Below are 25,090 nucleotides of genomic sequence, written 5' to 3' on the forward strand. Positions count from 1 at the left end.
TCAGCACACTCACAAAGTGCCGAGGAAACGTCCATGAACCCGCTCAATCCCGACATACCCTATATCCGCTACCTCGATCCGCAGGGCCGTCTGCTGGGCGCCTTGCCGGCGTGGGCCGACGACTTCGACTTGCTGGTCCGCCTGTACCGGCAGATGGTCCTGACCCGACTGTTCGACCAGAAGGCCGTGGCCCTGCAGCGCACCGGGCGCATCGGCACCTACGCGCCGACCATCGGCCAGGAAGCCATAGGCGTGGCCATCGGCGCCTTGATGAAGCCCGAGGACGTGCTGGTGCCCTATTACCGCGACACCGCGGTGCAGGTGATGCGCGGGGTGAAGATGGAGGAGATCCTCCTCTATTGGGGCGGCGACGAGCGCGGCAGCGCCTACGTCGACCCGGCGGTGGCCCAGGACTTTCCGCTCTGCGTGCCGATCGCCACCCAGGCCCTGCATGCCTGCGGCGTGGCCACGGCGATGAAGATTCGCGGCGAGCATCGGGTCGCCGTCACCACCTGCGGCGATGGCGCGACCAGCAAGGGCGACTTTCTCGAAGCGCTCAATGTCGCAGGCGCCTGGCAATTGCCGGTGGTGTTCGTGGTCAACAACAACCAGTGGGCGATCTCGGTGCCCAGGCGCATCCAGTGCGGCGCCGCGACTCTGGCGCAGAAGGCCATAGGCGCCGGCTTCCCCGGCGAGCAGGTCGACGGCAACGACATCCTCGCCGTTTACGAGCGCATGCAGGTCGCCCTGGAGCGTGCCCGCCACGGCAAGGGGCCGGTGTTGCTGGAGTGCATCAGCTACCGCCTCGGCGACCACACCACCGCCGACGATGCCACCCGCTACCGCAGTGCCGAAGAGGTCAAGCAGGCCTGGCAGGAAGAGCCGGTCAAGCGCCTGCAGGCTTATCTCGCCGCCCAGGGCGTGTGGGACGAAGGTCGCGAGCAGGCGCTGATCGGCGAGTGTCAGGGCCTGGTGCAACAGGCGGTGGAGGCCTTCGAAGCCGTCGGCAATCCGCCCGCCGAGACGGTATTCGACTATGTCTACGCGCAGTGGCCGGCAGTGTTGGCCGAGCAGCGCGACATGCTCCGGGAGCGCGTCGCCCGCCGGGAGGAGGCCAGTCATGAGTGAGGCCAAGCTGACATTATTAGAGGCGGTCAACCTGGCCCTGCACCGGGCCATGTACGAGGACCCGGATGTGGTGGTGCTGGGCGAGGATGTTGGCGTCAATGGCGGCGTATTCCGCGCCACTGCAGGCCTGCGCGACACCTTCGGTTTCAAGCGGGTGATCGACACGCCACTGGCCGAGACCATGATCGCCGGCCTGGCGGTCGGCATGGCTGCGCAAGGCTTGAAGCCGGTGATGGAAATCCAGTTCATGGGCTTCATCTACCCGGCGCTGGACCAGTTGGTCTCCCATGCCAGTCGCCTGCGCAATCGCACCCGCGGCCGGTTGAGCTGCCCCATGGTGTTGCGCACACCGATGGGGGCGGGGATCCGTGCGCCGGAACACCACAGTGAAAGCACCGAGGCGATGTTCGCCCATATTCCCGGTCTGCGTGTGGTCATCCCGTCCTCGCCGGCGCGCGCCTATGGCCTGCTGCTGGCGGCCATCGACGATCCCGATCCGGTGATCTTTCTCGAGCCCACGCGGTTGTACCGGATGAATCCGCAGGTGCTGCATGACGATGGCAAACGCCTGCCGCTGGACAGCTGCTTCACCCTGCGCGAGGGCAGTGACCTGACCCTGATCAGTTGGGGCGCCAGCGTCCATGAGACTCTGCAGGCGGCCGCGCAGCTGCAGGAGCGCGGGGTGTCTGCCGAGGTGATCGACGTCGCCTGCATCAAGCCGCTGGATCTGGATACCCTCGAGGCCTCGGTGCGCAAGACCGGACGTTGCGTGATCGTGCACGAGGCGCCGAAGAGTTGTGGGGTCGGCGCTGAAATCGCCGCCAGCCTGTACGAGCGCGCCTTGCTGGATTTGCAGGCGCCGATCCAGCGGGTCACCGCGCCGGATATCCCGCCGCCGCTGTACCGCCTGGAGCAACTCTACATACCCGGCGTCGAGGACATCCTCGCGGCCTGCGATGCGGTGCTGGATTACGCCTGATCCTTGGGGCAATGCTGCGCACGGCGCACTCTACGGGATGCCCGACGTAGGGTGCGCCGTGCGCACCAAGCCGTTGAGCCGATCTGCGACAACCGATATGGGGGGGTGCAGGGTGCATCCTTCGGGAGGACGAGAAATGAAATACTTCAAACTGCCCGACCTCGGCGAAGGCCTGCAGGAGGCCGAAATCGTCGAGTGGCATGTGCAGGCCGGCGACGAGGTAAAGACCGACCAACTGCTGGTTGCGGTGGAAACCGCCAAGGCTATCGTCGAAATCCCCGCGCCCTACGACGGCGTGGTGGCCAAGACCTTCGGCGCCGAGGGCGACATCCTGCATGTCGGCGAGCCGCTGCTGGCCTACGAGGGCGAGGCCGATGCCGGCACGGTGGTCGGTCGTCTGGAAGGCGGTGGCGAGGCGCAGGCAGACAGCTTCTTCGTCGGCGCCGCGCCTTCGACCCGCGAGCATCTGGCGCCGCGCGCGACCCCTGCAGTACGCCAGCTGGCCCGCCAGCTTGGCGTCGACCTGAGTGGTCTGAGCGGCTCTGGAGCTGCTGGCCTGATCACCCGTGGCGATGTCGAAGCCGCGACCCAGAACGCCCGTGACAAGTTCGGCGGCGACAAGCTGCGCGGAGTACGGCGCAGCATGGCGATCAACATGGCGCGTGCGCATGCCGAGGTGGTGCCGGTGTTCATTGTCGGCGACGCCGATCTGCATCGTTGGCCGCAGGCGCGCGATCCACTGGTGCGCATCGCCCAGGCGATCGCCGCCGCCTGCCAGGTGGAGCCGTTACTGAACAGCTGGTTCGACGGCAAGAGCCTGTCGCTCAAGCGCCATGCGCAACTCGATCTGGGCATCGCCGTGGATACTGCGGACGGTCTGTTCGTTCCGGTGTTGCGCAATGTCGGCGAACGCACGGCCGAGGACTTGAAAGACGGGGTTGCGCGCCTGCGCGCCGACGTCAAGGCGCGCTCGATCCCGCCCCAGGAAATGATGGGGGCGACCATCACCCTGTCCAATTTCGGCACCCTGTTCGGCCGCTATGCCAACCCGGTGGTTATGCCGCCGCAGGTGGCGATCATCGGCGCCGGGGGTATCCGCGACGAGCCGGTGGCGCGCGATGGCAAGGTAGTGGTGCATCCGATCCTGCCGCTGTCGCTGACCTTCGATCACCGCGCGGTCACCGGCGGTGAGGCCGCGCGGTTTCTCAAGGCGCTGGTGCAGGCGCTGGAGGCCCCGGAATAACCTCAGAGGTTGTGAAAAAATGCCCGGCGACTGCGACCATCTCCAGACGCCTTGCCGCGAACGCCTGGAGGCGGCCTCGCGACGACGCGCGATATTTTCACCGCCGCTGAGTGCTGAAGCCTTGCCGCTGCTGACCAGCAGGCTGGTGCGCCGTTGCCTGTCTACGTTGCCCCTGCGCAGCGTGCGCTGGCGGGTCTACGTACTGATGGGGCTGGCCGGTGCCAGCCTGAACTGGGGCTCATTGCCGGGGCTGTTGGCGGCACGCCCGGCATGAGCGCTGCTTATCCAGAGCGCTGCTCAGCTCCGCCGAAAGATCTTTTCGGGCCGCCGAGCGCAGCGGTTATTCAACCGCGTCATCCTGGGCCAGTTCGCTGAGGGCATCCGGTTGGTTCTTGAAGGCCTTGGCGAAGATCTCGCGGTTCTTGGCCATGAAGATGCCCAGTTCTTCGCCTTGTTGCTCGTTCAGCGAAGGCACGGCCTTTTGCAATACGTCGGTGAGCAGCTCGGCCAGTTCGAGCATCTTGTCATGACGGTCGGCTTCGGCTTTATCCATAAATAAACGCTCCAGATCCCGGCTGCTGCGGTACACCACTTCGACGGCCATTCATCACCTCTACGCCTTCACGCTGATGGGTTGCAATAAACTGTTTATATATACAGTGCTGGCGCAGTGTAAAGCAGTCGGCCGAGGCTGGCTAGTGCATCGGTCACAGGCTTGTCCATGCGCTAGACTTACACGTTGAACAGTCGCTTGTTGTGCGCTGCTCAAGACGGGGCAGGGAGATGCCCGGACGGCTCGCAATACTCCCGTCGCGACAGCATTCCGGTTGTCGTGGGTTCCGGCGGGAGGCGAGGCTGGCGTCGATTCTCAGCCAACGTTAGGAGGTGCGCCATGAGCATGGCCAACCGTTTGCAAAACTACCTGTCACAGCAGCACTCCCATTACGACATGCTGCAGCACGATCCCTCGATAACGGCCCGTGAAGCGGCGCGGCGCGCCGGCATACCACCGCATCTGATGGCCAAGTCGGTGATTCTCGACGACTTTCAGGGCCATTGGCTGATGGCGGTGGTCCCGGCGACCCACCAGGTCGACCTCAACAAGGTGCACAAATTGACCAAGCGCCACTGGCGGCTGGCGCGGGAAAACGAGTTCGGCCCGCGTTTCAGCGACTGCGCGAACGGAGCGATTCCGCCGGTGGGCAGCGCCTTCGAGATGGAAACTCTGATCGACGAGTCGCTGATGCTGCTCAAGGACCTGTATTTCGAGTCGGGCGATCATGAAGGTCTGGTGCATATGAGTGCGGAGCAGTTTCTCCAGCTCATGCCGACCGCCCAGTGCGGACCAATCAGCGAATAGCCTGACCCGGGGCGGCGCCGCGGTGTGTGGCGCCGCCCGACTCCATTCAGCGCCTGTGAAAAATCGAGCGCCGTCGCGAGGCCACCTCCAGGCGCCCAACGCGTAGCCCGGATGTAATCCGGGAGCGGTTTTTCAGGGCCAGACTTCCCCGGATTGCTTCAGGGCTACAAAAGAATGCTGCTCACCTGGCTTGGGTGAACAGCGTTACCGCAGTAGACGGGCGTTTTTTCACAGCCTCTCAGCGCTCCCGTGTTGCGAGGGGCGTGTCTTATTGCCGCACAGCGCTCTTCTCAGCCGTCTGGCTGGCTCTCATCCTGCATAATCCAACCGTCACCTACGGGGTCGATCATGGCGCAGAGCCCACTACCGAGGAGTTGCATCTTGAAATTGAATTGGGCCGAAACGCTGCGTGAGAACCTGCATGGACTGGCCGAATCGCTCGGCAACTTGCTGGTCGAGAGCTTTCACTACCTGGCGTTGTTCGCCATTGGTGGGGCCACCGCCTGGGCGGCGGTGATGGCGTTCAGCGGTATGGTCGAGAAGGGCCACACCACGGTCGACGATATTCTGCTGCTGTTCATCTACCTCGAACTGGGGGCAATGGTCGGGATCTACTTCAAGACCAACCATATGCCGATCCGCTTCCTGATCTATGTGGCGATCACCGCGCTGACCCGTTTGCTGATCTCCGACGTGTCGCACCACCATCGCCCGGATATGGGCGTGGTGATGATTTCCGGGGCAATTCTGTTGCTGGCCGTGGCTATTCTGGTGGTGCGCTACGCCTCCGCACGCTTCCCTTCGGTGCAAACCGATGGCCCGCGCATGCGCCGCAACCCGGCCGACAACGCGGCGGAGAAGGACGACACCGAGGGCGACGACTGAGTCTGTGAAAAACTCCCGTCAACTGCGAACACCTGGAGACGGTCTCGCGACGGCGCTCGATATTTTCACAACCACCGAGCCTGCGGCCCGCAATCTCCCCGACCGGTGCCGCGCTGCTGACTGAGCCCGCTTCGGCGCAATTGAGTGGTCACAGCGTGCCGATCAGACGTGCCACGGTATGGCGCTGGCGGATTGTCTGCGGCTGACCTCGGCTATTCATTCTCATTGCCGGACCGGATACCCCGCATGAAACCCTTGCCCTCGCTTCGCCAGCGCTGGCCGGGGTGCCTTGCGGCTTCTCCTTTGTCGCTGTCACTTGGGGCGGCGCCTCGAGCGGAGCATGCGCGACCGCCAGCCCATGGTTTCAGCCGATAGGCCACAGCCCTCCGCCACTTTGACCTAGCGGCCGGACGACTGCGGCTGGCTTTTGCTGGGAAATTGACGCTTGTCGGTATCCAGGCTAAGCGCAAGGGGCAAGGTGCCATTTAATTGAACTTTTCGCCGGGTGTTGACTACGCTTCTAGCTCAGAGGTCCAACCGAGCTCGTCGTCTGCTCTTCTGGAGCGTGAGGCATAACGGCTGTTTTGTTTAAGGAAAGGATGTCGAAATGCGCATCGCGAGCCCGTCCCTTGCCTGGTTGAGCAGTCTCCTTTGCCTCGTGAGTCCCAGCATGCTCCATGCTGGCGGCATCCTGCTGTATGAGTACGCCAGCGATAACGTCAGCCTGGCCAACGCCGGCGCCGCCGCACGTGCCCAGGGGCCGTCGACTCTGGCCAGCAATCCCGCCGGCCTGGTCTTCTTGCCGGGCACCCAGGTCAGCGGCGGCTTGCAGCTGGTACAGGGCCATCTTTCCGTGGATACCGATGTCGGCAGCATCCCCGGTGATGACAGCGGCAACATTGTCGAGTGGATGCCGGGCGGCAGCTTCTTCGTCAGCCATGCAGTCAACCAGGCCCTCAGCGTCGGCTTTGGCCTGTATGGCGACTTCGGCCTGGCGGGTGATTACGACGAAGAGTGGAGTGGCCGTTATTTCGTCCAGGATGCCAGCGTCGTGGGCGTTTCGCTGGCACCCAGCCTGGCCTACCGGCTGAATGAGCAGTGGTCCATCGGCCTCGGCCTGCGTGCGGTTTACGGCGTGCTGGAAAACCACGTGGCGGTGGATAACAACCCGCTGGGCATCGGCAATTTCGCCGACGGGCAACTGCATTACAAGGGCGACGATTGGGGCTATGGCGCCAACCTCGGGGTGATCTACCAGCCGTGCGACGGCACCCGCATTGGCCTGAGTTACACCACGGCGGTCGATCTCGAATTCGAGGATCGTTTGAGCATCGACAACCTGCGCCCGGCACTTTCCAGCCTGCTGGAAGCGCGCGGCATCCTCGGCGCGCCGCTGCGCATCGACATGAGCATTCCGCAGACCGCCACCCTCAGCCTCTACCAGGCCCTCGACGCACAGTGGGCGCTGCTGGCCAGTGTCGGCTGGCAGGACTGGTCGGAGTTCGGCCGGGTCGGCATCGAACTGGATTCTGACAACCCGACTTCGGCAACGGTCGATCGCCAGTACCGCGACACCTGGCATCTGGCTGTCGGCGGTCAGTACCAGGCGACGCCCGCGCTGCTCTGGCAAGCCGGCCTGGCGTATGACAGCTCGGCGGTTTCCGACAGCGAGCGCACCTTCGACACACCCATGGCCGAATCCTGGCGCCTGGCTACCGGTGTCAGCTATGCCTTCGATCGGGGCGCCGAGCTGAACCTCAGCTATGCCTTCATCTGGATGGGCGATATGCCCGTTTCGCAGAGCAAGGGGCTGAATGGGCGCATCAGCACTTCCGGCGAATTCGCCGATGCCGGCATTCATGTCCTCAGCAGTTCCATCACCTGGCGTTACTGATCCACAGGAGCAACACCATGAAGCGTTCCAGCCTTGCCGTCACCGGGTCACTGTTTTGCGCGCTGCTGCTTGCGGGCTGCGCCTCGAAGGTCACCGAGCCGGAGCAGTATTCCGGCTTCCTCTCCGACTACTCGCGCCTGCAACCGGCCACTTCCGCCACTGGCCAACCGGTCCTGCGCTGGATGGCACCCGGCGTCAGTCTGGCCAACTACCAGCATGTGATTGTGCAGTCGATAGGCTTCCATCCCGCCCCGAGTCCGTCCGAGCAGATCGGCGCCCCGGCTTTGGCAGACTTGCAGGCGTACACCTCCCAGCAGGTCAAGGCTGCCTTTGGCCAGCGCTTCCAGGTGCACGAGGCCGGTGCGCAGCCCGGGCCGAACACCCTGATCCTGCGTGCCGCCATTACTGGTGTGGACACCAAGGCCGAAGGGCTCAAACCCTACGAGGTGATCCCGATCGCGCTGGTGGCCGCCGCTGCCAGCAGTGCCAGCGGCGCCCGCGACCGTACCACCGAGCTGTTCGTCGAAGCCGAACTGCTCGACGCCAGTACCGACCAGCCAGTCCTGCAGGTGGTGCGCAAGGGCTATGGCAAGGAGCTGGAGAACCGCGAGGCGCAGGTCACCCTGGACACCCTCAAGGGCGTGATCGACGGCATCGTGCGCGATATCGAGCGGTTCTAGTAGAGCCAGCATTACAGCAAGTGTGGGATGGACCAACGCCTTGGCGGTACCTTCTGCCGCGAAGGCGTTGGCATGACCGCTGCCAGGCCGTCATCACCCTCTCTGGAGCCAGCTGATGAAGCGTTTGCTGAGGGAACCCTTGTTGCACTTCCTGCTGTTGGGGGCGGCAATCTTTGCGGTATTTGCCGCCGTTTCTGCTGACGACGAGGGGCGCGACGCCATCGTGGTGACCCAGGGGCGGATTGAAAATCTGGCCCTCAACTTTGCCCGCGCCTGGCGGCGACCGGCCACCGCGCAGGAGTTGGATGGGCTTATTGACGACTACGTTCGCGAAGAGATTGCGGTGCGCGAAGCCACCGCCCTGGCGCTGGATCGCGACGACAGCGTGATTCGACGTTTGCTGCGACAAAAGCTGGAGTTCGTCGCGGACAATCTGGTTGCCCAGACAGAGCCCAGCGAGGAACAGTTGCAGCGCTATCTGCGCGAGCATGCCGAACGTTTTCGCAGCGAGCCGAGCATCAGCTTCATGCATGTCTATCTCGACCCGCAGCGGCGGGGCGAGGCATTGGCGAGCGATGCCGCGCAGTTGCGTGAGCAGCTCAATAGCGCCACGGTCGAGGTGTCCACGGCGGGGGATGTTACCTCGCTGGAGGCTGAATTCACGGCTGTGCCGCCCAGCGCGATTGCGCAGATATTCGGCGAGCCATTCGCCGCGGCGCTACTCGCCGTGGATACGGGTCGCTGGTCGGCGCCGATTGCCTCGGCCTACGGAACTCATCTGGTGTACGTCAGCGCCAGTGAACCCGGCGCGGATCCGGCTCTGCAGCAGGTGCGCGAGGTGGTGCGGCGCGAATGGGTGAATGCCCGGCGCAAGGCCGCCATCGACCAATTCTATCTGCAGCTCCAGCAGCGCTACCGGGTGTCCATCGACAGGCCGGAACCTGCCATCGGCGCTGACAAACTCGCGGATCTGCGCCCATGAACCCTGGCGCAATGGCATCGCCAAACCCGGCAGCACAGGCGCTGCTCCCTGCGCTGTGCAAGGCCATGGCCTGCCTCCTGCTGGTGTTCGCATTGCTGTCGTCGAGCTATGCCCATCAGCTGCGCCTGGCCTATCTCCAGCTCGACGAGCTTGAAGCCGATACCTACTCGGTGCTGTGGAAACTCCCGGCGCAGGGGGACACCGCGCGCCTGGCTGTGTCGGTGCAGCTGCCCCAGGGCTGCGAGACTCTGGCGCAACCACGCGCTGAGCTTGCCGCCGACGGCTACCTCGAACGTTGGCAGATACGCTGTGCGGGCGGTCTGGCTGGTGGTGTCATTCGGGTCGATGGATTGGCCGCTGCGGCAGCCGATGTCCTGGTGCGCCTCGCCTACCTGGATGGCAGCAGTCAGGTCGAGCGGCTCACCAGCGCCGGGCCGGCGCTGGTCGTCTTGGCTGCGCCGGGTGCACTGCAGGTCGCCATCAGTTATCTGACGCTCGGCGTCGAGCACATTCTGCTGGGCGTGGATCATCTGTTGTTCGTGCTCGCCTTACTGCTCATCGTCAGGGGGGGACGGCGCCTGGTTGCCACGGTAACGGCGTTCACTGTTGCCCACTCCATCACCCTGGCCATGGCGTCGCTCGGCCTGGTGCAGGTACCGATTGCGCCGGTCGAGGCCGTCATCGCCCTGAGTATCGTCTTCGTTGCCAGTGAGAGCGTGCGCCTGCGAGACGGAAAGACCAGCCTGACGGCGCAGTCGCCCTGGGTCGTGGCTTTCGTTTTTGGACTGCTGCACGGTTTCGGCTTTGCCAGCGCGCTGAGCGAGGTCGGCCTACCGCCGCGGCATATTCCGCTGGCGTTGCTGTTCTTCAATCTTGGCGTCGAGCTTGGCCAGCTGCTGTTCATCGCCGCGGCGCTTGTCTTTATTGGCGCGGTTCGCCGACGACCAGTGCCTTTCCCTGCCTGGTTGGCACTGGGCCCGCCCTATGCCATCGGCGGGGTCGCCATGTTCTGGGTTATTCAACGCATCGCTGCATTCTGAAACAGGAGACTGGGAGCATGGAGAGAAGCATTGTTCAACGTATCGGTTTTACCGGATTGATCTTGGCGTGCCTGCCGTTTACGGCGCTGGCCGCCGAATCGCTCAACTCTCCCGGCCTTGCTGTTCCCGACCAGGCCACGGCGGAAAGGGCGCACCCCAGCAAACCGACTTACTCGCCCTATGTCGGGCGCAATTACCCGACGCGGCCATACTTCGGCGATACCCACCTGCATACCTCGTACTCGATGGATGCCGGTGCGTTCGGCGCGCGACTGGGACCGAAAGAGGCCTACCGCCTGGCGCGCGGCGAGGAAGTCGTCGCGTCCAGCGGGCAACCGGTCAAGCTCGCGCGCCCGCTCGATTTCCTGGTGGTGGCGGATCACTCGGATGGCTTTGGCCTCTTCCCGATGCTCCTCGGTGGCGATCCCAGCGTCATGGCTGATCCGCAGGGGCGCAAATGGAACGAGATGATCCTTTCCGGCCAGGGCGCGGCGGCGGCGATCGATATCATCACCAACTTCGGCAAAGGAACAATTTCCAAAGCCATCATGCCCGTACCCGGCACAGTGGCTTACCGCCGCGCCTGGGACGAGACCATCGCGGCGGCGGAAGAGTACAACGACCCGGGGCGCTTCACCGCGTTCATCGGTTATGAGTGGACCTCGAATACGGGCGGCAACAACCTGCACCGCAACATCATCTTCCGCGATAACGCCGACAAGGCCAGCCGGGTTGAGCCGTTCACCACACAAAAACCACTGGGTAGCGACAACCCGCGCGACCTGTGGAAATGGATGGCCGCCTACCAGGAAAAGACCGGCGGCCAGGTGCTGGCCATTGCCCACAACGGCAACCTCAGCAACGGCCAGATGTTCCCGATCATCGAGTCATTCACGGGCAAAGAGGTCGACCGCGACTACGTTGAACAGCGCGCGAAGTGGGAACGGCTCTACGAGGCCACCCAGACCAAAGGCGATGGCGAGGCGCATCCGTTCCTGTCGCCCAACGATGAGTTTGCTGCGTTCGAGACCTGGGACAAGGGCAACCTCGATGGCTCGGTCGCCAAGCAGAAGCAGATGCTTGAATTCGAATACGTCCGCTCGGCGTTGAAGAATGGCCTCAAGCTCGAGCGCAAGCTCGGCACCAATCCCTACAAGTTCGGCCTGATCGGCAGCAGCGATGCACACACCGGTCTGGCAGCCATGGAGGAAGAGAATTTTTTTGGCAAGACCACCCCGCAGGAACCCAGCGCAGAGCGCATGAGCAACACATTTTTCGCCAACGCAAGCACTGGGGTGACGATCATGGACTGGGAGGTTTCCGCCTCCGGTTACGCCGCCGTGTGGGCCAGGGACAATTCCCGGGCCTCCCTGTGGGATGCCATGCAGCGTAAGGAGACCTATGCCACCACTGGTCCGCGCATGGCGGTGCGTTTCTTTGGCGGTTGGGAATTCGAGGACAAGGACGCTCACAACCGCTTACCGGCGCAGATCGGCTACAGCAAGGGCGTGCCCATGGGTGGGGATCTCAGTGCCGCGCCCGATGGCAAGTCGCCCACCTTCCTCGTCGCCGCGCTCAAGGATCCGCTTGGTGCCAATCTGGATCGCTACCAGATCGTCAAGGGCTGGCTGGATGCCGAGGGCGAGCTTCACGAGCAGGTGTATGACGTTGTCTGGAGCGATGAGCGCAAACCCGGTGCCGACGGCAAGTTGCCGGCAGTGGGCAACACGGTGGATATCGAGAATGCCACCTGGACCAACAGCATCGGTGCGCCCGAGCTGATCGCCGTCTGGCAGGATCCCGATTTCGATCCGGGCGAATCTGCCTTTTACTACGGGCGCGTGCTCGAGATCCCGACCCCACGCTGGACCGCCTACGACGCCAAGCGTTTCGGCAGTAAACCGCTGCCCGAGACGAGCATGACGCTGCAGGAACGTGCCTATACCTCGCCTATCTGGTACACGCCCAAGCAATAGCGGCCAACAGCGACGGTTGTCCCGGCCCTGGAGGATTGTCTCGGAAATAACGATCAGTACCGTCGGAGGGGGGGCGCCTGGTTGAGCCTTGTCCCGAACGTGCTCGCTAGCGTCGAAGCGGGCGTCGCAGGCTCAGGGCGTCACCTGGTAGCCGCGCTGCTGCAGGCAATTGGTATAGGCGGAAGAACTGGCCGCAGTGTTTTGCTCGGCAGTTTTGCGATCCTGGCGGCGCTCCTGGCGTTGCCGGGCTCCACCCACTACCGCGCCGGCCACCGCTGCATCCCTGGCTCGGTTCTGCCGGTACTCTTGCTTGAGGTCATCGTCGAGGCGGTCGTACACCTCCTCATGCTGCCGACCGCGTACTCCGGCGACCGTTGCTCCAGCCGCTGCGCCGGCAACCGCGCCACGGGCCCGCCCGCCGGTCTGTGAACCGGCGGTGCTGGTGCTACTCGTGTTGGCGGCCTGGGCCTGGGCCTGGCATGCGCTGATGTCCTGCTGAACGGTCTGGGGGGATTGGCCCTGGAGCGGAATGACCGTCTCGGCGGTAACGCCGAGGCTCACTATCGAGCAGAGCGTGGCTATATAGAGGGGGGAGGATTTGTTCATGGCGGGCACTACTCCCGTTCCAAGTGGTTTGGCAAGGTCAGCTTCTGACCGTCACTTCATAGCCTAGCTTTTACCGGCCATGGCGCCGCGCAATTTCGGCGGACGCAGTGCTCCGCCCGTCAGCAGGACCAGACCTTGACTCACGGTTGCTGGCTCTGCTGCAGCCGGGCGATGTTGTGCTTGATCACATCCATCACCGCAGCGGTCATCACCGCGGTGGAGACGCCGAACATCAGGATGCCGTTGGCTGCCTCCAGCGGCCCGAGCAGACGCCAGCGTTCGGACATGACGATATCGCCGTAGCCCAGGGTGGCGAAGTTGACCGCCGAGTGATACAGCGCGCTGGCAAATACCTCGAACTCGCCAATCAGCATGAACAACGCGGCCCAGATCAGCATCTGGGCGAAATTGCCGAGCAGCATCAGCAGCATCACCATCCCCAGCAGCAGGATATCCAGTGCCAGCGTTTTGTGGCGCCGTCCGGAAGTCTTGAACCGCTTGTAGTGGCTGGCGTAGTAGCGCAGGCACAGGGTCACGAAGATGGCCTCCATGACCAGGCACAGCAGCATCACGGGCAGGCCGACCAGCAGGTTGAGCAGCATGGGCAAATCTCCTCAGCAGTCGGGCTGGCGCATGGTGCGACGTTGGCGGTATCGATCCAGCAGGTAGACCATCAGCCAGGCATACAGGCTGATGGCGATGAACAGGCCCATGCGCAAGGCGAAGGCGCTGTAGACATCGTCGCCATTGGCGCTGTCCTGCACCGACAGGCCGAGCAGGATAATCATGGTCACCAGGCTGTTCAGCCAGAAGCCCGGGCTTTGCCGGGTCGGGCTGAGGCGGTAGAGCTTGCGCGCCAGCAGCAGGCCGACCAGCAGCATCCACAGGAAGAACATCCACAGGTGCACGAACAGACCGAGGGCCCACCAGAACAGGATGGCCAGCAGGCCGCCGAGCAGGGTCGAACCGAGCAGCTCGCGAGCGGCACCGCGAGTCGTGGTGGTGCAGCTCTGTTGGCCGAGGCTCACCGACTTGAGGATGATCGCCATGTAGGTGGCTGGATCGATCAGCGCCAGCAGGTAGGCCGGCAGCACCACCAGCGTAGCCCGCAACGCCACCCAGTTGACCTCTTCCGCGGGCAGGAGCGGCTCGGCTGGCAACGCCGGGGTACCGGCCGGCTCGGGAAACAGCCAGTGGCTGAGGGGCAGGATCAGCACGGCGAGCAGCAGGTTCTGCACCAGGGCGTTGATGACCAGCAGGGCCAGCGTGAAATCGGCGGTGCCGGCGGCTGAAATCATGGTCAGGCCGATCACTAGGAAGGTCGTGACCAGGCCGTTGCCACCACTCAGACCATGGCGGAAGGCGAGGAACAGGCACAGACCGATCAGCAGTACGCCGCTGAAGGGGTAATAGCGCAGCAACGGGATCAGCAGCAGGCCGCTGCCGGTGGCCAGCATCAGCATCAGGGTCAGGCCCAGCCCGGCCTTGAACGGCAGCGGGTGATTGAGCTGGGCCAGCAGGAGCAAGGCGAAGATCGGAGCAATGAATGGCAACGGCAGCGCCAGGCCGAAGCTGACCGCCAGGCACAGCGCAGTGCCGCTGGCCAGACGCAGCGCACGTTGGGCGCGAGGGTCACGCCGGGTCGGCATGCGCGCACTCAGTAGGCATAGGACAGCCAGCTCATCAGGTAGAGGAACAGGCGACCGAGCGGGTTAAGCGGATTGCCCTCGGTGGGGAACGCCATGACGTCGGCCTGGCCGCCTACGCGGATGCCGCGCAGCTTGGCCAATTGGCGCGCTTCGCCCGGAGCGAACTCGACGATCACCGGGAAGCGCTGGGCCGGGCGCAGCCAGTCACGGCTGTTCTCCACGTTGGGCAGGGTACCGGGAGCAGTGCTCTGGCCGACATTGACGCCGTAGCCGACACTGCGCACCCGGCCTTCGAACACCCGACCGGGCAGGGCGTCCAACACTATGGCCACCGGGGTGTCGGGCTTGAGTCGGCCGAGGTTGTTCTCGGTCATTTCCGCACTGATCCACACGTCCTGGATGGTGATCAGGGTCATCAGCGGGTTGCCCGCCGCGGCGAACTGGCCGACATCGGTGCGCAGGTCGGTGATCAGACCAGCCGAGCGTGCCCGCACCTGGGTATTGGCGAGGTCCAGCTCGGCCTTCTTCAGGGCGGTGGTGGCGCTGCGCAGCAAGGCGTTATGTTCGTCGCTGCCGCCTTGCTGTTCGCGCGCACGCTGCACTTCGGCGCTGGCCGCGGCGACCTGACTGATGGCTTGCACATGGCTGGCCCGCGACACCTCGAGGCGGCGCAGGGAGATGGTGCCCGGATCTTCGCGGTACAGCCGCTCGAGACGCTCGCGGTCCTGCTGCGACTTCAGTTCGTTGGCCTGGGCGGCCCGCAGGGAGGCCTGCGCCGAGTCGATGCCGGCGGTGCTGGCAGCAATCTGCCGACGGGTCGACTCGAGCTCGGCGCGCGCCCGCTCGACGGCGATCTGATACTGCTCGGGATCCACCTCGAAGAGCACTGCGCCGGCCTCGACCATCTGGTTGTTGCGCGCCAGCACCCGGGTCACCCGGCCCGCTACTTCGGCGGCCACCGGTACGACCAGGGCCTGTACCCGTGCCTGTTGCGTGTAAGGGGTGAAACGGTCGGCCAGCAGGTACCAGAGCAGGCTCAGGACGATCAGCCCGAGTACCCACTTCACTCCATTGTTCACCGGGTCGGCGGTCGGCTTTGGCGCAGGCGTGGGCGGAACCGGAGGGGCGGGTTGGGTGGCGTCACTCATCTTGGCTGTCCTTGTTGGGCAACGGGGCTGCGTTGGCCGTTGGCTCGTCCAGCAGCTCGCCCCAGTCGGTGCGTTGCTGCATCTGCGCGCGGCTGACCCGGTCGACCCTGGGTTGGGCGCTGTGCCAGCCACCGCCGAGTGCCTTGTACAGGGCGATCAGGTTGCTCACCGCACTGTTGCGCGTCACCAGGTAGTTGTCCTGTTGCACCAGCAGCGCACGCTGGGCATCCAGTACGCGCTGGAAGTCGGCGTAGCCTTCGCGGTACTGGGCGCTGGCCAGGGTCAGCGAACGCTCGGCGGCTATCGACGCCTCGCGCAGGATGCGCTCGCGCTCCAGTGCCTTGCTCAGGCCGCGGGCGGCGTCGTCGGCCTCGCGCGCCGCCTGGCGCACGCTGTCGCGGTAGACCTCGATCAGCTGCTGCAGACGGGCGTCCTGCACGCGTACGTTGTTGCCGATGCGGCCGTAGTCGAACAGGTTCCAGCGCAGGCTGGGGCCGCCGACCAGATCCAGGGTATCGGGGGCGCCGTCCAGCGAGCTGGTGGACCAGACGATGCTGCCGAGCAGGCTCAGCGACGGGTAGAGATCGGCCCTGGCTACGCCGATCAGCGCCGACTGGGCGGCGACATTGAGTTCGGCGGCGCGGATGTCGGGACGGCGACGCAGCAGCTCGGCCGGCACATCCTGCAGCACGGCGCGGTCGATCAGCGGGATTAGTCCTTCGCGTTCGACCAGCTCCGGCAGCGGGCCGGGCGGGCGGCCGACCAGCACGGCCAGGGCGTTGCGGGTGCGCGCTACCTGGTCCTCGAATTCCGGGAGGCTGCTCAGGGTGCCCAGGTACTGGGTCTTGGCCTGTTGCAGGTCGAGTTCGTCGCTCTCGCCACTGCGGAACAGGCGCTCGGTAATCTCGAAACTGCGCCGCTGATGCTCGGCGTTCTCGCGGGCCACGCGCAGACGGGCCTCGGTGGTGCGCAGGGCGTAGTAGGTTTCCGCCACCTGGGCGCGCAGCAGCACCTGCACGTCTTCGTAATTGGCCTCGGCGGAGAAGTAGGCGGCATCGGCCGACTCGATGGCCCGGCTGAAACGGCCCCAGAAATCCAGCTCCCAGCCGATGTCGAAGCCCAGGCTGTGCTGCCAGAATTGACTGTCCTGCGGGTTGCGCCCGCCGGACTGGTTACGCTTGAGGTAGAAACTGTCGGCGCTGGCCTGCTGCAGTTGCGGGTAGCGTCCACTCTGGGCGATGCCCAGCTGGGCGCGGGCTTCCATCACCCGCAGGCCGGCAATCTTCAGGCTGGCGTTGTGGGCGTCGGCTTCGCTGATCAGGCGGTCGAGGGCCGGGTCGTCGAACACCCGCCACCACTCGCGGATATCGGGTTGTGCCCCCGGCTGGCTGGCCTGCTCGATGGCCGCACTGCGCCACTGCTCGAGCCAGGCCTCGCCGGGCGGTTGGAAGTCCGGTCCCAGGCGCACGCAGCCGCTCAGGCCGAGGGCGCCGAGCAGCAGGAACAGGCCTGGGAGACGTGAAGGCGACATGGCGCAGTCAGGTCTGTTGCTGGCTGTCCGGTCCGCCATCCGTGGGTCTGTCCCTGACCCATTGCCAGAACAACTGGTAACCGACCGCCAGTACCACCGGGCCGATGAACAGGCCAATTACGCCATTGGTGACCATGCCGCCCAGGGCGCCAATCAGCACCACCGGCATCGGCACATCGACACCCCGACCGAGCAACAATGGCTTGAGCACGTTATCGGCCAGCCCGGCGACGAAGACGTAGATGGCAAAGACGATGGTCGCCGTGCTGGCCCCCTCGGTGGTGAAGACGAAGGCAATCACCGGGATGGTGATCAGGGTCGCCGGCAACTGCATGATGCCGAGCAGCAGCACCGCCAGGGCCAGCAGCCCGGCACCGGGGATGCCCTTGAGGACGAAGGCAACGCCGATCAGGAGCATCTGGATGAAGGCGATGCCGACCACGCCCTGAGCCACCGCGCGGATGGTGGCGGTGCACAGCTGGGTGATCTGCGGTCCCTTGTCCGGGCCGGACAGGCGCGAGGCAATTTCCACCGCGCTACGACTGCCGCTCTCGCCGTAGGCCATGAAGATGCCCGCGATCATCAGGGCGACGATGAACACCAGCAGGCCCATGCCGAGGCCGGCGAGCTTGCCCAGCACGGTGAGCACGATTTCCTTGATCTGCGGGGTGAATTTCTGCGCCGCACTGGTGAGGTCGGTGGAGGCTTGCAGCCAGAAGGTATACAGCGGCTTACCCAGCAGCGGCCAGTCGGCGACCGACTCGGCGGGAGGACGAATATGGACATTGCCGCTCTTGACCACGGCCAGTGCATTCTCCACCGACTCGGCCAAGGATGAACCCAACAGGTAGATCGGCACCATGAGGACGCCGATGGCAATCAGCGCGATCAGCGTCGCGCTGCGCCCCTCGTTGTTGCCCAGCTTGCCCCTGATCTTCAGGTGCAGCGGGTAGAGGGTGACCGCCAGAATCAGCGACCAGAGCATCAGGTCGAGGAACGGGCGGAAGATCCGGAAGCAGAAGATCACCAGCACGGCGATCAGGCCAGCACGAATCAGGACATCGAGCAGGCCTCGGGACAGCAGTTTCTCGGCGGTAGGTGTGGGCAACATGGGTTATCTCCCTGCAGGTCGCTGCAACGCTATGAAACCGATAAGCCCAGCGTAGTCGCTCGGCGGGCGACGGCGGGTGCAAACACGGCATCTCGCCACTTTTTGCCGGGCCGGACCTTCGCCCGGCGATTTTTTGTACAGAACCTGGCACAGCGTCCGCAACGTTCGAATTTGACCGACATTTCAACGCTGGCAAAACACTGGTGGGAGGGGCCGGGCGGTGTTCCGTTTTAGCCGCGACAGCCGCGCTCAAGGGCGCTGCGCGTCAGCGCCGCTAAAGCGCCTCCCACGGTCAGTTTGTAGCGGCCCAGTTTTCCGGCCACTCCCCACTAAGGCCTGGCATTGAACCGGCATTTCAACGCTGGCGTGACACTAGAACGGTCTACCCAGATAGAAATAAAAGCTGCTGTTGCCGTCCTGGGCGCGGCCGTAACCCAGATAAACCGGGCCAAGCGGGCTGTCGGCGGCGATGAACACGCTGGCGGACTTGAGCCAGTCCTCGGAGTTGCCCGGCACCAGCGGATTGCCGATCCTGCCGGCTTCCAGCGAGAAGCCGCTGTAGGCGCCCTCGAACATGCTGCCCGGCAGGATGCGGTGGTAGTACATCATCCTGCCGAACTGCAGCTCCTCGCCGAGCAACTGGCCGGTGGAGTAGCCGGACTGTTTCAGGAAACCACCCCACTGGAACTGGTCGTAGCGCGGCAAGGGGTCGTTGCCGAGCTTGCCGCCGGCCTTCAGCGCGAAGTTGAAGGTGTGATTGCCGAACGAATAGACCGCGTTGGCTTCGGCATCCCACTTGGTGTACTCGTCGTCCGCACCGAGGCCGCTGTTCGAGTTGAATAGCGTGCTGCCGGCGCGCCAGCCTGAGCGCGGGAAGTGCACGCTGTCGAGCTGGTCGAGAATCAGTCGGCTGGTAAAGGCGCCCTGGGTGATGCTGCCTTCGCCTGGGGACAGGCTTTGCGGCCCTGTGTCCAGTTGCGGTTTGAGTTTGCCGCCCAGCATGCCGACGCGCAGCTCACCATAGCGTTTGAAATTGCTGCCGATGTCGACGCCTGCGAGGGTGGAGGTCACCTCGTAGCTGGCGATGCGATCATCATCCTGGTACAGGTCCGCCGTGCGCCGCTCGATTGCGGCGTGTGGCGCGACGAAGAAGGTGCCCTTGGCGCTGAGCGGCTGGTAGAACTCGGTATACAGGCCACTGGTGTGGCCGAGTTGCACGTCGTTGCGCCACTCCGCACCGAGCGAATTGAGCCAGGTCTGGCGATAGCTGCCGAGCAGGTTGAAGAAGGCATCGCCACTGAAGTCGCTGGACAGGCCCAGGCCGAGGCGCAGGTAGTCCGGCCCCCAGTTCTTCTCGACAGCCTTCACCGCGAGCACCCGCTTGCCCTCTTCCTCGAGGAGGCGGTAGTTCACGTGCTCGATATCGTCGGTGCCATACAGGCGGCGCATGTCCCGGTCGAGTTCATCCTGGTCGATCGGCTGGCCGGCTTTGGTTTGCATCAGGCTTTGCAGGGTTTCAGGATTGACCCGAGTCAGGTTATCGAAGCGAACCTCGTCGACCGGCCGCAGGTCGGCAACCACCTGAACCGTCTGGTGTTGGCGCAGCGCAGCGTATTCGGCAGGCGGCAGGGACAGGTGCTTGAGCTGCGCCGCCACTTCACGCGCAGCCACCTCGCCGAGCGGGGCGATCTGCGGCAGGTGGTCGAAATCCCCGGTGGAGAAATTACCCAGTTCCGGAGAGATCAGGATATCGCCCGGCTGCAGGGTCGCCAGCGAGGCCTGCACATTCTGCTCGGTCAGAATACTCAGCATCTGGTTGGTGACGCCGAGTATGCCATTCAGGTCTTCGCGCTTGAGCAAGGGCGTGCCGACATTGACCGCGATGATGATGTCCGCGCCCATCTCGTTGCGCGCGGTCTGGATCGGCAGGTTGCTGGTGAGCATGCCGTCGACCAGGATCATGCCATCGAACTCGGCCGGAGCCACCGCGCCAGGCACCGACATGCTGGCGCGCATCACGTTGGCCAGTTCGCCTTCGCGGAACACCACGGCCTTGCCGGTCACCAGGTCGGTGGCCACCGCGCGGAAGGGGATCGGCAGTTCATCGAAATCGTGAAAGCCCTTGACCTTGGACAGCTTGCGCAACACGGTTTCCAGTTGCACACCCGACACCAGGCCCTTGCTGAGTTTGACCTGACCGTCCCCCAGGCCGACCTCGGGGGTGAACAGGATGCTGTAGTCGTCCTGCTTGCGGCGCATCGCCAGTTCCTGGCGCGGCGGTTTTTCCTTGAACAGCAACTCGGTCGAGATGCCGCCGAGTAGCCGCTGCATTTCCTCGATCGAGGTGCCGGTGGCGAACGCTGCACCGACCAGGGACCCCATGCTGGTACCGGCTATGCAGTCGATTGGCACCCGATACTCCTCGAGTACCCTGAGTACGCCGACATGCGCCGCGCCGCGCGCACCCCCGCCGGAAAGCACCAGGCAGATCTTCTGGCGTTTCAGGTTGGTTGCCGGGCGTTCGCTGACGGCCAGCGCTTCGGCCGCCACGGCGGTGGACAGGATGCTCGGTGTGCAGCAGCCAAGCAGCGCCGCAGAGACATAAAGAGTCAGCTGTTTCATCGTCATTCCCCGTGGCGTTTGTTTGCAGCTTGCGAGCGGTTATGGATTGGCGGTGGCACCAGACTTCAGTTATCGAGTAGCGAGAGGTCGCGGATGCGCGCGGAGAAATCCAGTGGGCTATCCACGGCATTGGCGCGGGTGTTGATCAGTGCCCTGCGCTGGACTTCGTCGAATGACAGCCCGGGCTCCCCCAATCGACCGTTTTCATAGAGGTATTGCGGCACATAGCCGCTCGCCAGAATCTTCCAGCTGAAGGGAATGTGCTCGGTGTTGACCCTGGCACTCAGCCAGATCTGCGTCGTGCAGTTGGTGGTGAGGGTGTTGTAGAACTCCGGCTTGTCCCTGAGCGCATTCATGCCGCGCAGGTACTCGAGAAACAGGCGCCGGCCATTTTCCAGAGATCCCTTGAGTCGATAGAGATAGACCTGTTCGGGCGGGTCCTGGCGGAAGTTGGTACGCAGGCGAATGACGTCGCGTTCATCGGCGACCACGTAGAACAGTTCGTACTGGCGGAAGAAGCCCTTGATCGTCGAATAGGCTTCGCCTTTCTCCTTGCGCGTCTCGATGGATACGGCCAGATGGTCGCCGCCCTCGAAGGCAAAGCTAAGGAACGTATGGGCAATCGCCGGCCCCATCCAATAGGAGGCGATCAGGTCGACGCCTTCCAGTTTGTTCAGGTCGAAGGTTTTGTCGTACCAGGCCGGGGTGTAGTCGGTTTCGCTGCGGTAGTCGAAGTTGCGGATGTTGTGCACGGTGACCCGATCACCATCGATAGTGGCGTAGGGCAGCACCGCCACGTCGGTTTGCCAATCGCGCTGGTTGGACGGTTCGACGCGCCACCACCAGGCCAGCAGCCCGGCGAACAGGATGAGATAGGCCACCAGGGAGCGACCGCGCCAGCGGCGCAAGCCCAGGCCGACCAACGCTGTCAGCGAGGCGATGGCAACTGCGCCGGCCAGGCTATTGCGTAGCGTGGTGTCTGCTGGCCCGGTAAACGTGATGGCCAGCACGCCCCAGCCACCCGCTATCACAATCAGCAAACCGAGCAGCAGTAGGGCGAGAGCAAAGGCGTAGCGGCGCATGAGTTTTCTCATTGCGGGCGTTCCTGCGTGTGGTGGTGTTAATGGAGGCACCACCAAGTGCGGTAGGTATGACGGATGTATATGACAATCCAATCCTCGAATGCCTGCCGCGCCAGGATAGATGGCCGTGGTCTCAGTGTAGGCAGGCTTGGCAAACTGCGACGTCCTGATTGATGGATCCGTCGCGCTGGTGGCTGAAATATTGGCGCCCAGTGCGTAGCCCGGATGCAATCCGGGAGCGGTTTTTCAGGCTCCAGATTTCCCCCGGATTTCATCCAGGCTACAAAAATGCTGCTCACTTGGCTTAAGTGAACAACATTGCGCAGCAGGCGAGAGTTGTTTTCACAAGCTATCAATCGCTCAGAGGCGCGAACAGTGCCGCCAGGTCGTCCTCGCTCATCTGCCACTGCGCCTGGCTGCCACCTTCCAGCAGGCCGCGCGCCAGGTTGGCCTTGGCCTGCTGCAGGTGCTGGATCTTCTCTTCTACGCTGCCGCGGGCGATCAGCTTGTAGACGAACACCGGCTTGTCCTGGCCGATGCGGTAGGCACGGTCGCTGGCCTGGGCCTCGGCGGCCGGGTTCCACCAGGGGTCGAAGTGGATCACGGTGTCGGCGGCGGTGAGGTTGAGGCCGGCGCCGCCGGCTTTCAGGCTGATCAGGAACACCGGAAACTGCCCGGCCTGGAACTGCTGCACCGGGGTGCGCCGGTCCTGGGTGCTGCCGGTGAGCTTGGTGTAGCCGATCCGGCGCGCTTTCAGCTCGCTTTCGATCAGCGTCAACATCGAGGTGAACTGGGAAAACAGCAGCACCTTGCGGCCTTCCTCGACCAGCTCCTCGAGCATCTCCAGCAAGGCGCTGAGTTTGCCCGAGTCGCTGCTTTTCAGCTGCGCGTCGTCATCGCCGAGCAGGCGCAGGTCGCAGCAGGCCTGGCGCAGGCGCAACAGCGCTTCGAGGATGACGATCTGGCTGCGCGCCAGGCCCTGGCGGGAGACCTCATCGCGCACTTTCTTGTCCATCGCCAGGCGCAGGGTTTCGTAGCGGTCGCGCTGGGCGGCGGTCAGTTCGACCCAGTGAGTGACCTCGGTCTTGGGCGGCAGCTCGCGCGCCACCTGTTCCTTGGTGCGGCGCAGCACGAAGGGTTTGATCCGTCCGCGCAGGTGTGCTAGGCGCTGCTGGTTGCCCTGTTTCTCGATCGGGGTGCGGTAGTCGCGGGTGAAGCTCTTGGCGTCGCCGAGCCAGCCGGGCATGAGGAAGTTGAACAACGACCAGAGTTCGCCCAGGTGGTTTTCCAGCGGCGTACCGGTCAGACACAGGCGTTGCCGTGCCTGCAATTGCCCGGCGGCCTGTGCGGCCTTGCTGCGCGGATTCTTGATGTTCTGCGCTTCGTCGAGAATCAGCAGGTGATAGGACTGCGCCGCCAGCGCCTTGAGGTCGCGCGGCAGCAGGGCGTAGGTGGTCAGGACGATATCGTGTTGGTCGATCAGCTTGAACAGCGGACGGCGTTTCGCTCCGTACAGGGCCAGCACCCTGAGCTGCGGGGTGAAGTGCGCGGCTTCGTCCTGCCAGTTGGGGATCAGGCTGGTGGGCATGACGATCAGCGCCGGTCGATCCAGGCGCCCGGCCTGCTTCTCGCTGAGGATATGCGCCAGGGTTTGCAGGGTCTTGCCCAGGCCCATGTCGTCGGCCAGCACGCCACCGATCTCCAGCTCGGCAAGTGCCTGCATCCAGGCCAGGCCATGCAGTTGGTAAGGGCGCAGGGTGGCCTGCAAGTCTGCCGGCGGTTTGACCTCCTGCGCGCTGTGCGCCTGCAGGCGCTGGGCAAAACCGCGCAGCTGCTCGCCACCTTGCCAGTTCAGCGCCGGGCCTTGATCCAGTTCTATCAGCCGTGCGGCGTCGGCGCGGGGCAGGCGCAAGCGCTGGCTGGACTCGCCCGGCTCGCGGAAAAACAGCTCGCCGAGGGTCGCCAGCAAGGGCTTGAGGCGCGCGAAGGGCAGGGCGATGTGCTTGTTGCTGTTCGGCAGGCTGACCAGCAGCATTTCCTCGTCCTGGCGTTGGGCCAGGGCTTCGCCATTGAGCAGCCAGGGTTTGTAGCGGATCGCCTGCAGCAGGATCGGCAGCAGGCTGATGCGCCGGCCCTCGACCTCGATGCCCAGTTCCAGGTCGAACCAGTCGTGCTCGGGCGTTTCTTCGATCGCGGCGTACCAGTCGTCGACCTGCGCCAGGTTGTAGCGAAATTCCGGCTGCAGCTCGATCCGCCAGCCCTGCTCGCGCAGCAACGGCAATTGCTGCTGGACGAAGCTCAGCCAGGCCGCCTCGCCGGGCATATCGAAGTGTTCGCCGGGATGCTCGGCGAGCGCTTCGCTCTGGCGCAGGGCGACCTGCAGGCCGGCATCTTCCAGGCGCTGGCGCAGCGCGGCCTCGGCAGCGGCGTCGCGGATAATGCGCAGGGTCAGGCTCGGGCTCTGGCGCACCAGCAGGTCTTTCGCCGGTTTGCCGTAGGCCAGCTCGCCCTGGTAATCGAAGGCCAGGGCGGCGCGGTGCTGGGTCTGCTCGAGCATGCGGCCCTTGCGCGCATCGAAATGCACCCGCACATGGCTGCCGAGCATCAGCACGGGTCGGGGCTGGACACCCTCCAGGCGCTGCTCGACGACATCCGCAGGTGTCTCTATCAGCGGGCTGAGGTCGATCCCGGCCAGTTGCTGGCGCTCCAGGGTCAGCAGGGCGGCGACCACGTGCTTGCAGTTGAATCCCACCGGGCAGCTGCAATGGCCGTTGACGCTCCAGCCCTGGGGGAAGGACTGCAGGCTGATGCGTTGCTGGTAGGTCTGCGCACCCGAACCGCGACAGCTGGCCAGCAGGGTCTCGCCCTTGAGGCTGAGCAGGGTGCTGCGGCCCTGTTCGGCATAGCCGAGCCCGCGACTGAAGTCCCCGGCGCGAAAGGCCGGGCGCCAGTCGGCCTGGCGCAGATGCAGAACATCCAGGGCCATCATGGCAATCCAGCGGGGGTGGGGGCGAGTCTGGACATGGCAGTGCCGGGTGAGTGCAAAGCCGATGATTCTGGCACAGCTGGCGGTGGATTAGCAGGCCGTTGAGCAATCTGCCGGGCGTCGTTCGGGCCAGCGGCGCCGCTGGGCGTCAGGCGCCGACTCGCGCAGCAATGCCCCGTATCCCGGCA

21 protein-coding genes are annotated in these 25,090 nt (G+C 64.4%); 11 read left to right on the top strand and 10 right to left on the bottom strand.

All coding sequences use genetic code 11. The features are described from left to right. Window positions 1–33: 33 nt before the first annotated feature. The 4 genes from pdhA (at window position 34) to R3355_RS11975 (ending at window position 3,624) form a co-directional block, all read left to right on the top strand. Window positions 34–1,128 carry a pyruvate dehydrogenase (acetyl-transferring) E1 component subunit alpha gene (pdhA, locus tag R3355_RS11960; RefSeq protein WP_318961376.1) on the top strand — a complete coding sequence of 365 codons (1,095 nt, stop codon included), beginning with the start codon at window positions 34–36 and terminating at the stop codon, window positions 1,126–1,128. Next, window positions 1,121–2,107, top strand: a complete 987-nt coding sequence (locus R3355_RS11965) for an alpha-ketoacid dehydrogenase subunit beta (protein WP_318961377.1) — start codon at window positions 1,121–1,123, stop codon at window positions 2,105–2,107. Before pdhA ends, R3355_RS11965 begins: the two co-directional genes overlap by 8 nt. A 136-nt stretch (window positions 2,108–2,243) precedes the next feature. Continuing rightward, window positions 2,244–3,350 (top strand): dihydrolipoamide acetyltransferase family protein, encoded by a 1,107-nt coding sequence (locus tag R3355_RS11970; protein WP_318948972.1) that lies wholly within the window; start codon window positions 2,244–2,246, stop codon window positions 3,348–3,350. 19 nt (window positions 3,351–3,369) lie between these two features. Beyond that, window positions 3,370–3,624: a hypothetical protein gene (locus R3355_RS11975; protein ID WP_318961378.1), complete on the top strand. Its 255-nt coding sequence runs from the start codon at window positions 3,370–3,372 to the stop codon at window positions 3,622–3,624. A 66-nt stretch (window positions 3,625–3,690) separates the two neighbouring features. Here R3355_RS11975 and R3355_RS11980 read toward each other — a convergent pair whose 3' ends face one another. Next, window positions 3,691–3,954 (bottom strand): YebG family protein, encoded by a 264-nt coding sequence (locus R3355_RS11980; RefSeq protein ID WP_318948974.1) that lies wholly within the window; start codon window positions 3,952–3,954, stop codon window positions 3,691–3,693. A 288-nt stretch (window positions 3,955–4,242) separates the two neighbouring features. Between R3355_RS11980 and R3355_RS11985 the strand changes: the two genes are divergently transcribed. The 7 genes from R3355_RS11985 to R3355_RS12015 all read left to right on the top strand — a co-directional run bounded on the left by R3355_RS11985 (window position 4,243) and on the right by R3355_RS12015 (window position 12,167). Continuing rightward, window positions 4,243–4,710 carry a YbaK/EbsC family protein gene (locus tag R3355_RS11985; RefSeq protein ID WP_318961379.1) on the top strand — a complete coding sequence of 156 codons (468 nt, stop codon included), beginning with the start codon at window positions 4,243–4,245 and terminating at the stop codon, window positions 4,708–4,710. A 381-nt stretch (window positions 4,711–5,091) separates the two neighbouring features. Continuing rightward, window positions 5,092–5,595: a phosphate-starvation-inducible protein PsiE gene (locus R3355_RS11990; protein ID WP_318948976.1), complete on the top strand. Its 504-nt coding sequence runs from the start codon at window positions 5,092–5,094 to the stop codon at window positions 5,593–5,595. Between the two features lie 670 nt (window positions 5,596–6,265). Next, the gene (locus R3355_RS11995; RefSeq protein WP_318961380.1) at window positions 6,266–7,489 is read left to right on the top strand and encodes an OmpP1/FadL family transporter; all 1,224 of its coding nucleotides are present in this window, start codon (window positions 6,266–6,268) and stop codon (window positions 7,487–7,489) included. A gap of 17 nt (window positions 7,490–7,506) precedes the next feature. Next, a complete protein-coding gene (locus R3355_RS12000; RefSeq protein WP_318961381.1) occupies window positions 7,507–8,169 on the top strand; it encodes a DUF3313 domain-containing protein in 663 nt (220 codons plus the stop codon). Between the two features lie 115 nt (window positions 8,170–8,284). Continuing rightward, the gene (locus R3355_RS12005) at window positions 8,285–9,151 is read left to right on the top strand and encodes a peptidylprolyl isomerase (RefSeq protein ID WP_318961382.1); all 867 of its coding nucleotides are present in this window, start codon (window positions 8,285–8,287) and stop codon (window positions 9,149–9,151) included. Continuing rightward, complete coding sequence (locus tag R3355_RS12010; RefSeq protein WP_318961383.1) at window positions 9,148–10,191, top strand: HupE/UreJ family protein; 1,044 nt, start codon at window positions 9,148–9,150, stop codon at window positions 10,189–10,191. Before R3355_RS12005 ends, R3355_RS12010 begins: the two co-directional genes overlap by 4 nt. Before the next feature lie 17 nt (window positions 10,192–10,208). Then, window positions 10,209–12,167 carry a DUF3604 domain-containing protein gene (locus R3355_RS12015; protein ID WP_318961384.1) on the top strand — a complete coding sequence of 653 codons (1,959 nt, stop codon included), beginning with the start codon at window positions 10,209–10,211 and terminating at the stop codon, window positions 12,165–12,167. Between the two features lie 132 nt (window positions 12,168–12,299). Here the strand turns inward: R3355_RS12015 and R3355_RS12020 are convergent, their stop codons facing one another. The 9 genes from R3355_RS12020 to R3355_RS12060 form a co-directional block, all read right to left on the bottom strand. After that, window positions 12,300–12,773, bottom strand: coding sequence for a hypothetical protein (locus R3355_RS12020; RefSeq protein WP_318961385.1), 474 nt, complete (start codon window positions 12,771–12,773; stop codon window positions 12,300–12,302). Window positions 12,774–12,913: 140 nt separating this feature from the next. After that, on the bottom strand, window positions 12,914–13,375 hold the full coding sequence (locus R3355_RS12025) for a potassium channel family protein (protein WP_318961386.1): 462 nt from the start codon (window positions 13,373–13,375) through the stop codon (window positions 12,914–12,916). A 12-nt stretch (window positions 13,376–13,387) separates the two neighbouring features. Further along, entirely contained in the window at window positions 13,388–14,422 is a 1,035-nt protein-coding gene (locus R3355_RS12030) for a DUF2955 domain-containing protein (RefSeq protein ID WP_318961387.1), read from the bottom strand. A gap of 8 nt (window positions 14,423–14,430) precedes the next feature. Beyond that, entirely contained in the window at window positions 14,431–15,570 is a 1,140-nt protein-coding gene (locus R3355_RS12035; RefSeq protein WP_318961388.1) for an HlyD family secretion protein, read from the bottom strand. Then, the gene (locus R3355_RS12040) at window positions 15,563–17,101 is read right to left on the bottom strand and encodes a TolC family protein (RefSeq protein WP_318961389.1); all 1,539 of its coding nucleotides are present in this window, start codon (window positions 17,099–17,101) and stop codon (window positions 15,563–15,565) included. The genes R3355_RS12035 and R3355_RS12040 overlap by 8 nt, the downstream gene beginning before the upstream one ends. 7 nt (window positions 17,102–17,108) lie before the next feature. Then, complete coding sequence (locus R3355_RS12045) at window positions 17,109–18,212, bottom strand: AI-2E family transporter (RefSeq protein ID WP_318961390.1); 1,104 nt, start codon at window positions 18,210–18,212, stop codon at window positions 17,109–17,111. 372 nt (window positions 18,213–18,584) lie between these two features. Then, window positions 18,585–20,834, bottom strand: coding sequence for a patatin-like phospholipase family protein (locus R3355_RS12050; protein WP_318961391.1), 2,250 nt, complete (start codon window positions 20,832–20,834; stop codon window positions 18,585–18,587). 65 nt (window positions 20,835–20,899) lie between these two features. After that, the gene (locus R3355_RS12055; RefSeq protein ID WP_318961392.1) at window positions 20,900–21,928 is read right to left on the bottom strand and encodes a DUF4105 domain-containing protein; all 1,029 of its coding nucleotides are present in this window, start codon (window positions 21,926–21,928) and stop codon (window positions 20,900–20,902) included. A 340-nt stretch (window positions 21,929–22,268) separates the two neighbouring features. After that, window positions 22,269–24,902 (bottom strand): DEAD/DEAH box helicase, encoded by a 2,634-nt coding sequence (locus R3355_RS12060; RefSeq protein ID WP_318961393.1) that lies wholly within the window; start codon window positions 24,900–24,902, stop codon window positions 22,269–22,271. Window positions 24,903–25,090 lie beyond the last annotated feature (188 nt).

This window comes from Pseudomonas sp. (genome assembly GCF_033723075.1).
GTDB lineage: Bacteria > Pseudomonadota > Gammaproteobacteria > Pseudomonadales > Pseudomonadaceae > Aquipseudomonas.

Coding starts and splice junctions, on each gene's coding strand:
- R3355_RS11975 (WP_318961378.1), top strand. CDS start 3,370: ATGCCCGGCGACTGCGACCATCTCCAGACGCCTTGCCGCGAACGCCTG.
- R3355_RS12045 (WP_318961390.1), bottom strand. CDS start 18,212: ATGTTGCCCACACCTACCGCCGAGAAACTGCTGTCCCGAGGCCTGCTC.
- R3355_RS12010 (WP_318961383.1), top strand. CDS start 9,148: ATGAACCCTGGCGCAATGGCATCGCCAAACCCGGCAGCACAGGCGCTG.
- R3355_RS12000 (WP_318961381.1), top strand. CDS start 7,507: ATGAAGCGTTCCAGCCTTGCCGTCACCGGGTCACTGTTTTGCGCGCTG.
- R3355_RS11980 (WP_318948974.1), bottom strand. CDS start 3,954: ATGGCCGTCGAAGTGGTGTACCGCAGCAGCCGGGATCTGGAGCGTTTA.
- R3355_RS12015 (WP_318961384.1), top strand. CDS start 10,209: ATGGAGAGAAGCATTGTTCAACGTATCGGTTTTACCGGATTGATCTTG.
- R3355_RS11970 (WP_318948972.1), top strand. CDS start 2,244: ATGAAATACTTCAAACTGCCCGACCTCGGCGAAGGCCTGCAGGAGGCC.
- R3355_RS11985 (WP_318961379.1), top strand. CDS start 4,243: ATGAGCATGGCCAACCGTTTGCAAAACTACCTGTCACAGCAGCACTCC.
- R3355_RS12025 (WP_318961386.1), bottom strand. CDS start 13,375: ATGCTGCTCAACCTGCTGGTCGGCCTGCCCGTGATGCTGCTGTGCCTG.
- R3355_RS11995 (WP_318961380.1), top strand. CDS start 6,266: ATGCTCCATGCTGGCGGCATCCTGCTGTATGAGTACGCCAGCGATAAC.
- R3355_RS12005 (WP_318961382.1), top strand. CDS start 8,285: ATGAAGCGTTTGCTGAGGGAACCCTTGTTGCACTTCCTGCTGTTGGGG.
- R3355_RS12050 (WP_318961391.1), bottom strand. CDS start 20,834: ATGAAACAGCTGACTCTTTATGTCTCTGCGGCGCTGCTTGGCTGCTGC.
- R3355_RS12030 (WP_318961387.1), bottom strand. CDS start 14,422: ATGCCGACCCGGCGTGACCCTCGCGCCCAACGTGCGCTGCGTCTGGCC.
- R3355_RS12055 (WP_318961392.1), bottom strand. CDS start 21,928: ATGAGAAAACTCATGCGCCGCTACGCCTTTGCTCTCGCCCTACTGCTG.
- R3355_RS12040 (WP_318961389.1), bottom strand. CDS start 17,101: ATGTCGCCTTCACGTCTCCCAGGCCTGTTCCTGCTGCTCGGCGCCCTC.
- R3355_RS12035 (WP_318961388.1), bottom strand. CDS start 15,570: ATGAGTGACGCCACCCAACCCGCCCCTCCGGTTCCGCCCACGCCTGCG.
- R3355_RS12020 (WP_318961385.1), bottom strand. CDS start 12,773: ATGAACAAATCCTCCCCCCTCTATATAGCCACGCTCTGCTCGATAGTG.
- pdhA (WP_318961376.1), top strand. CDS start 34: ATGAACCCGCTCAATCCCGACATACCCTATATCCGCTACCTCGATCCG.
- R3355_RS12060 (WP_318961393.1), bottom strand. CDS start 24,902: ATGGCCCTGGATGTTCTGCATCTGCGCCAGGCCGACTGGCGCCCGGCC.
- R3355_RS11965 (WP_318961377.1), top strand. CDS start 1,121: ATGAGTGAGGCCAAGCTGACATTATTAGAGGCGGTCAACCTGGCCCTG.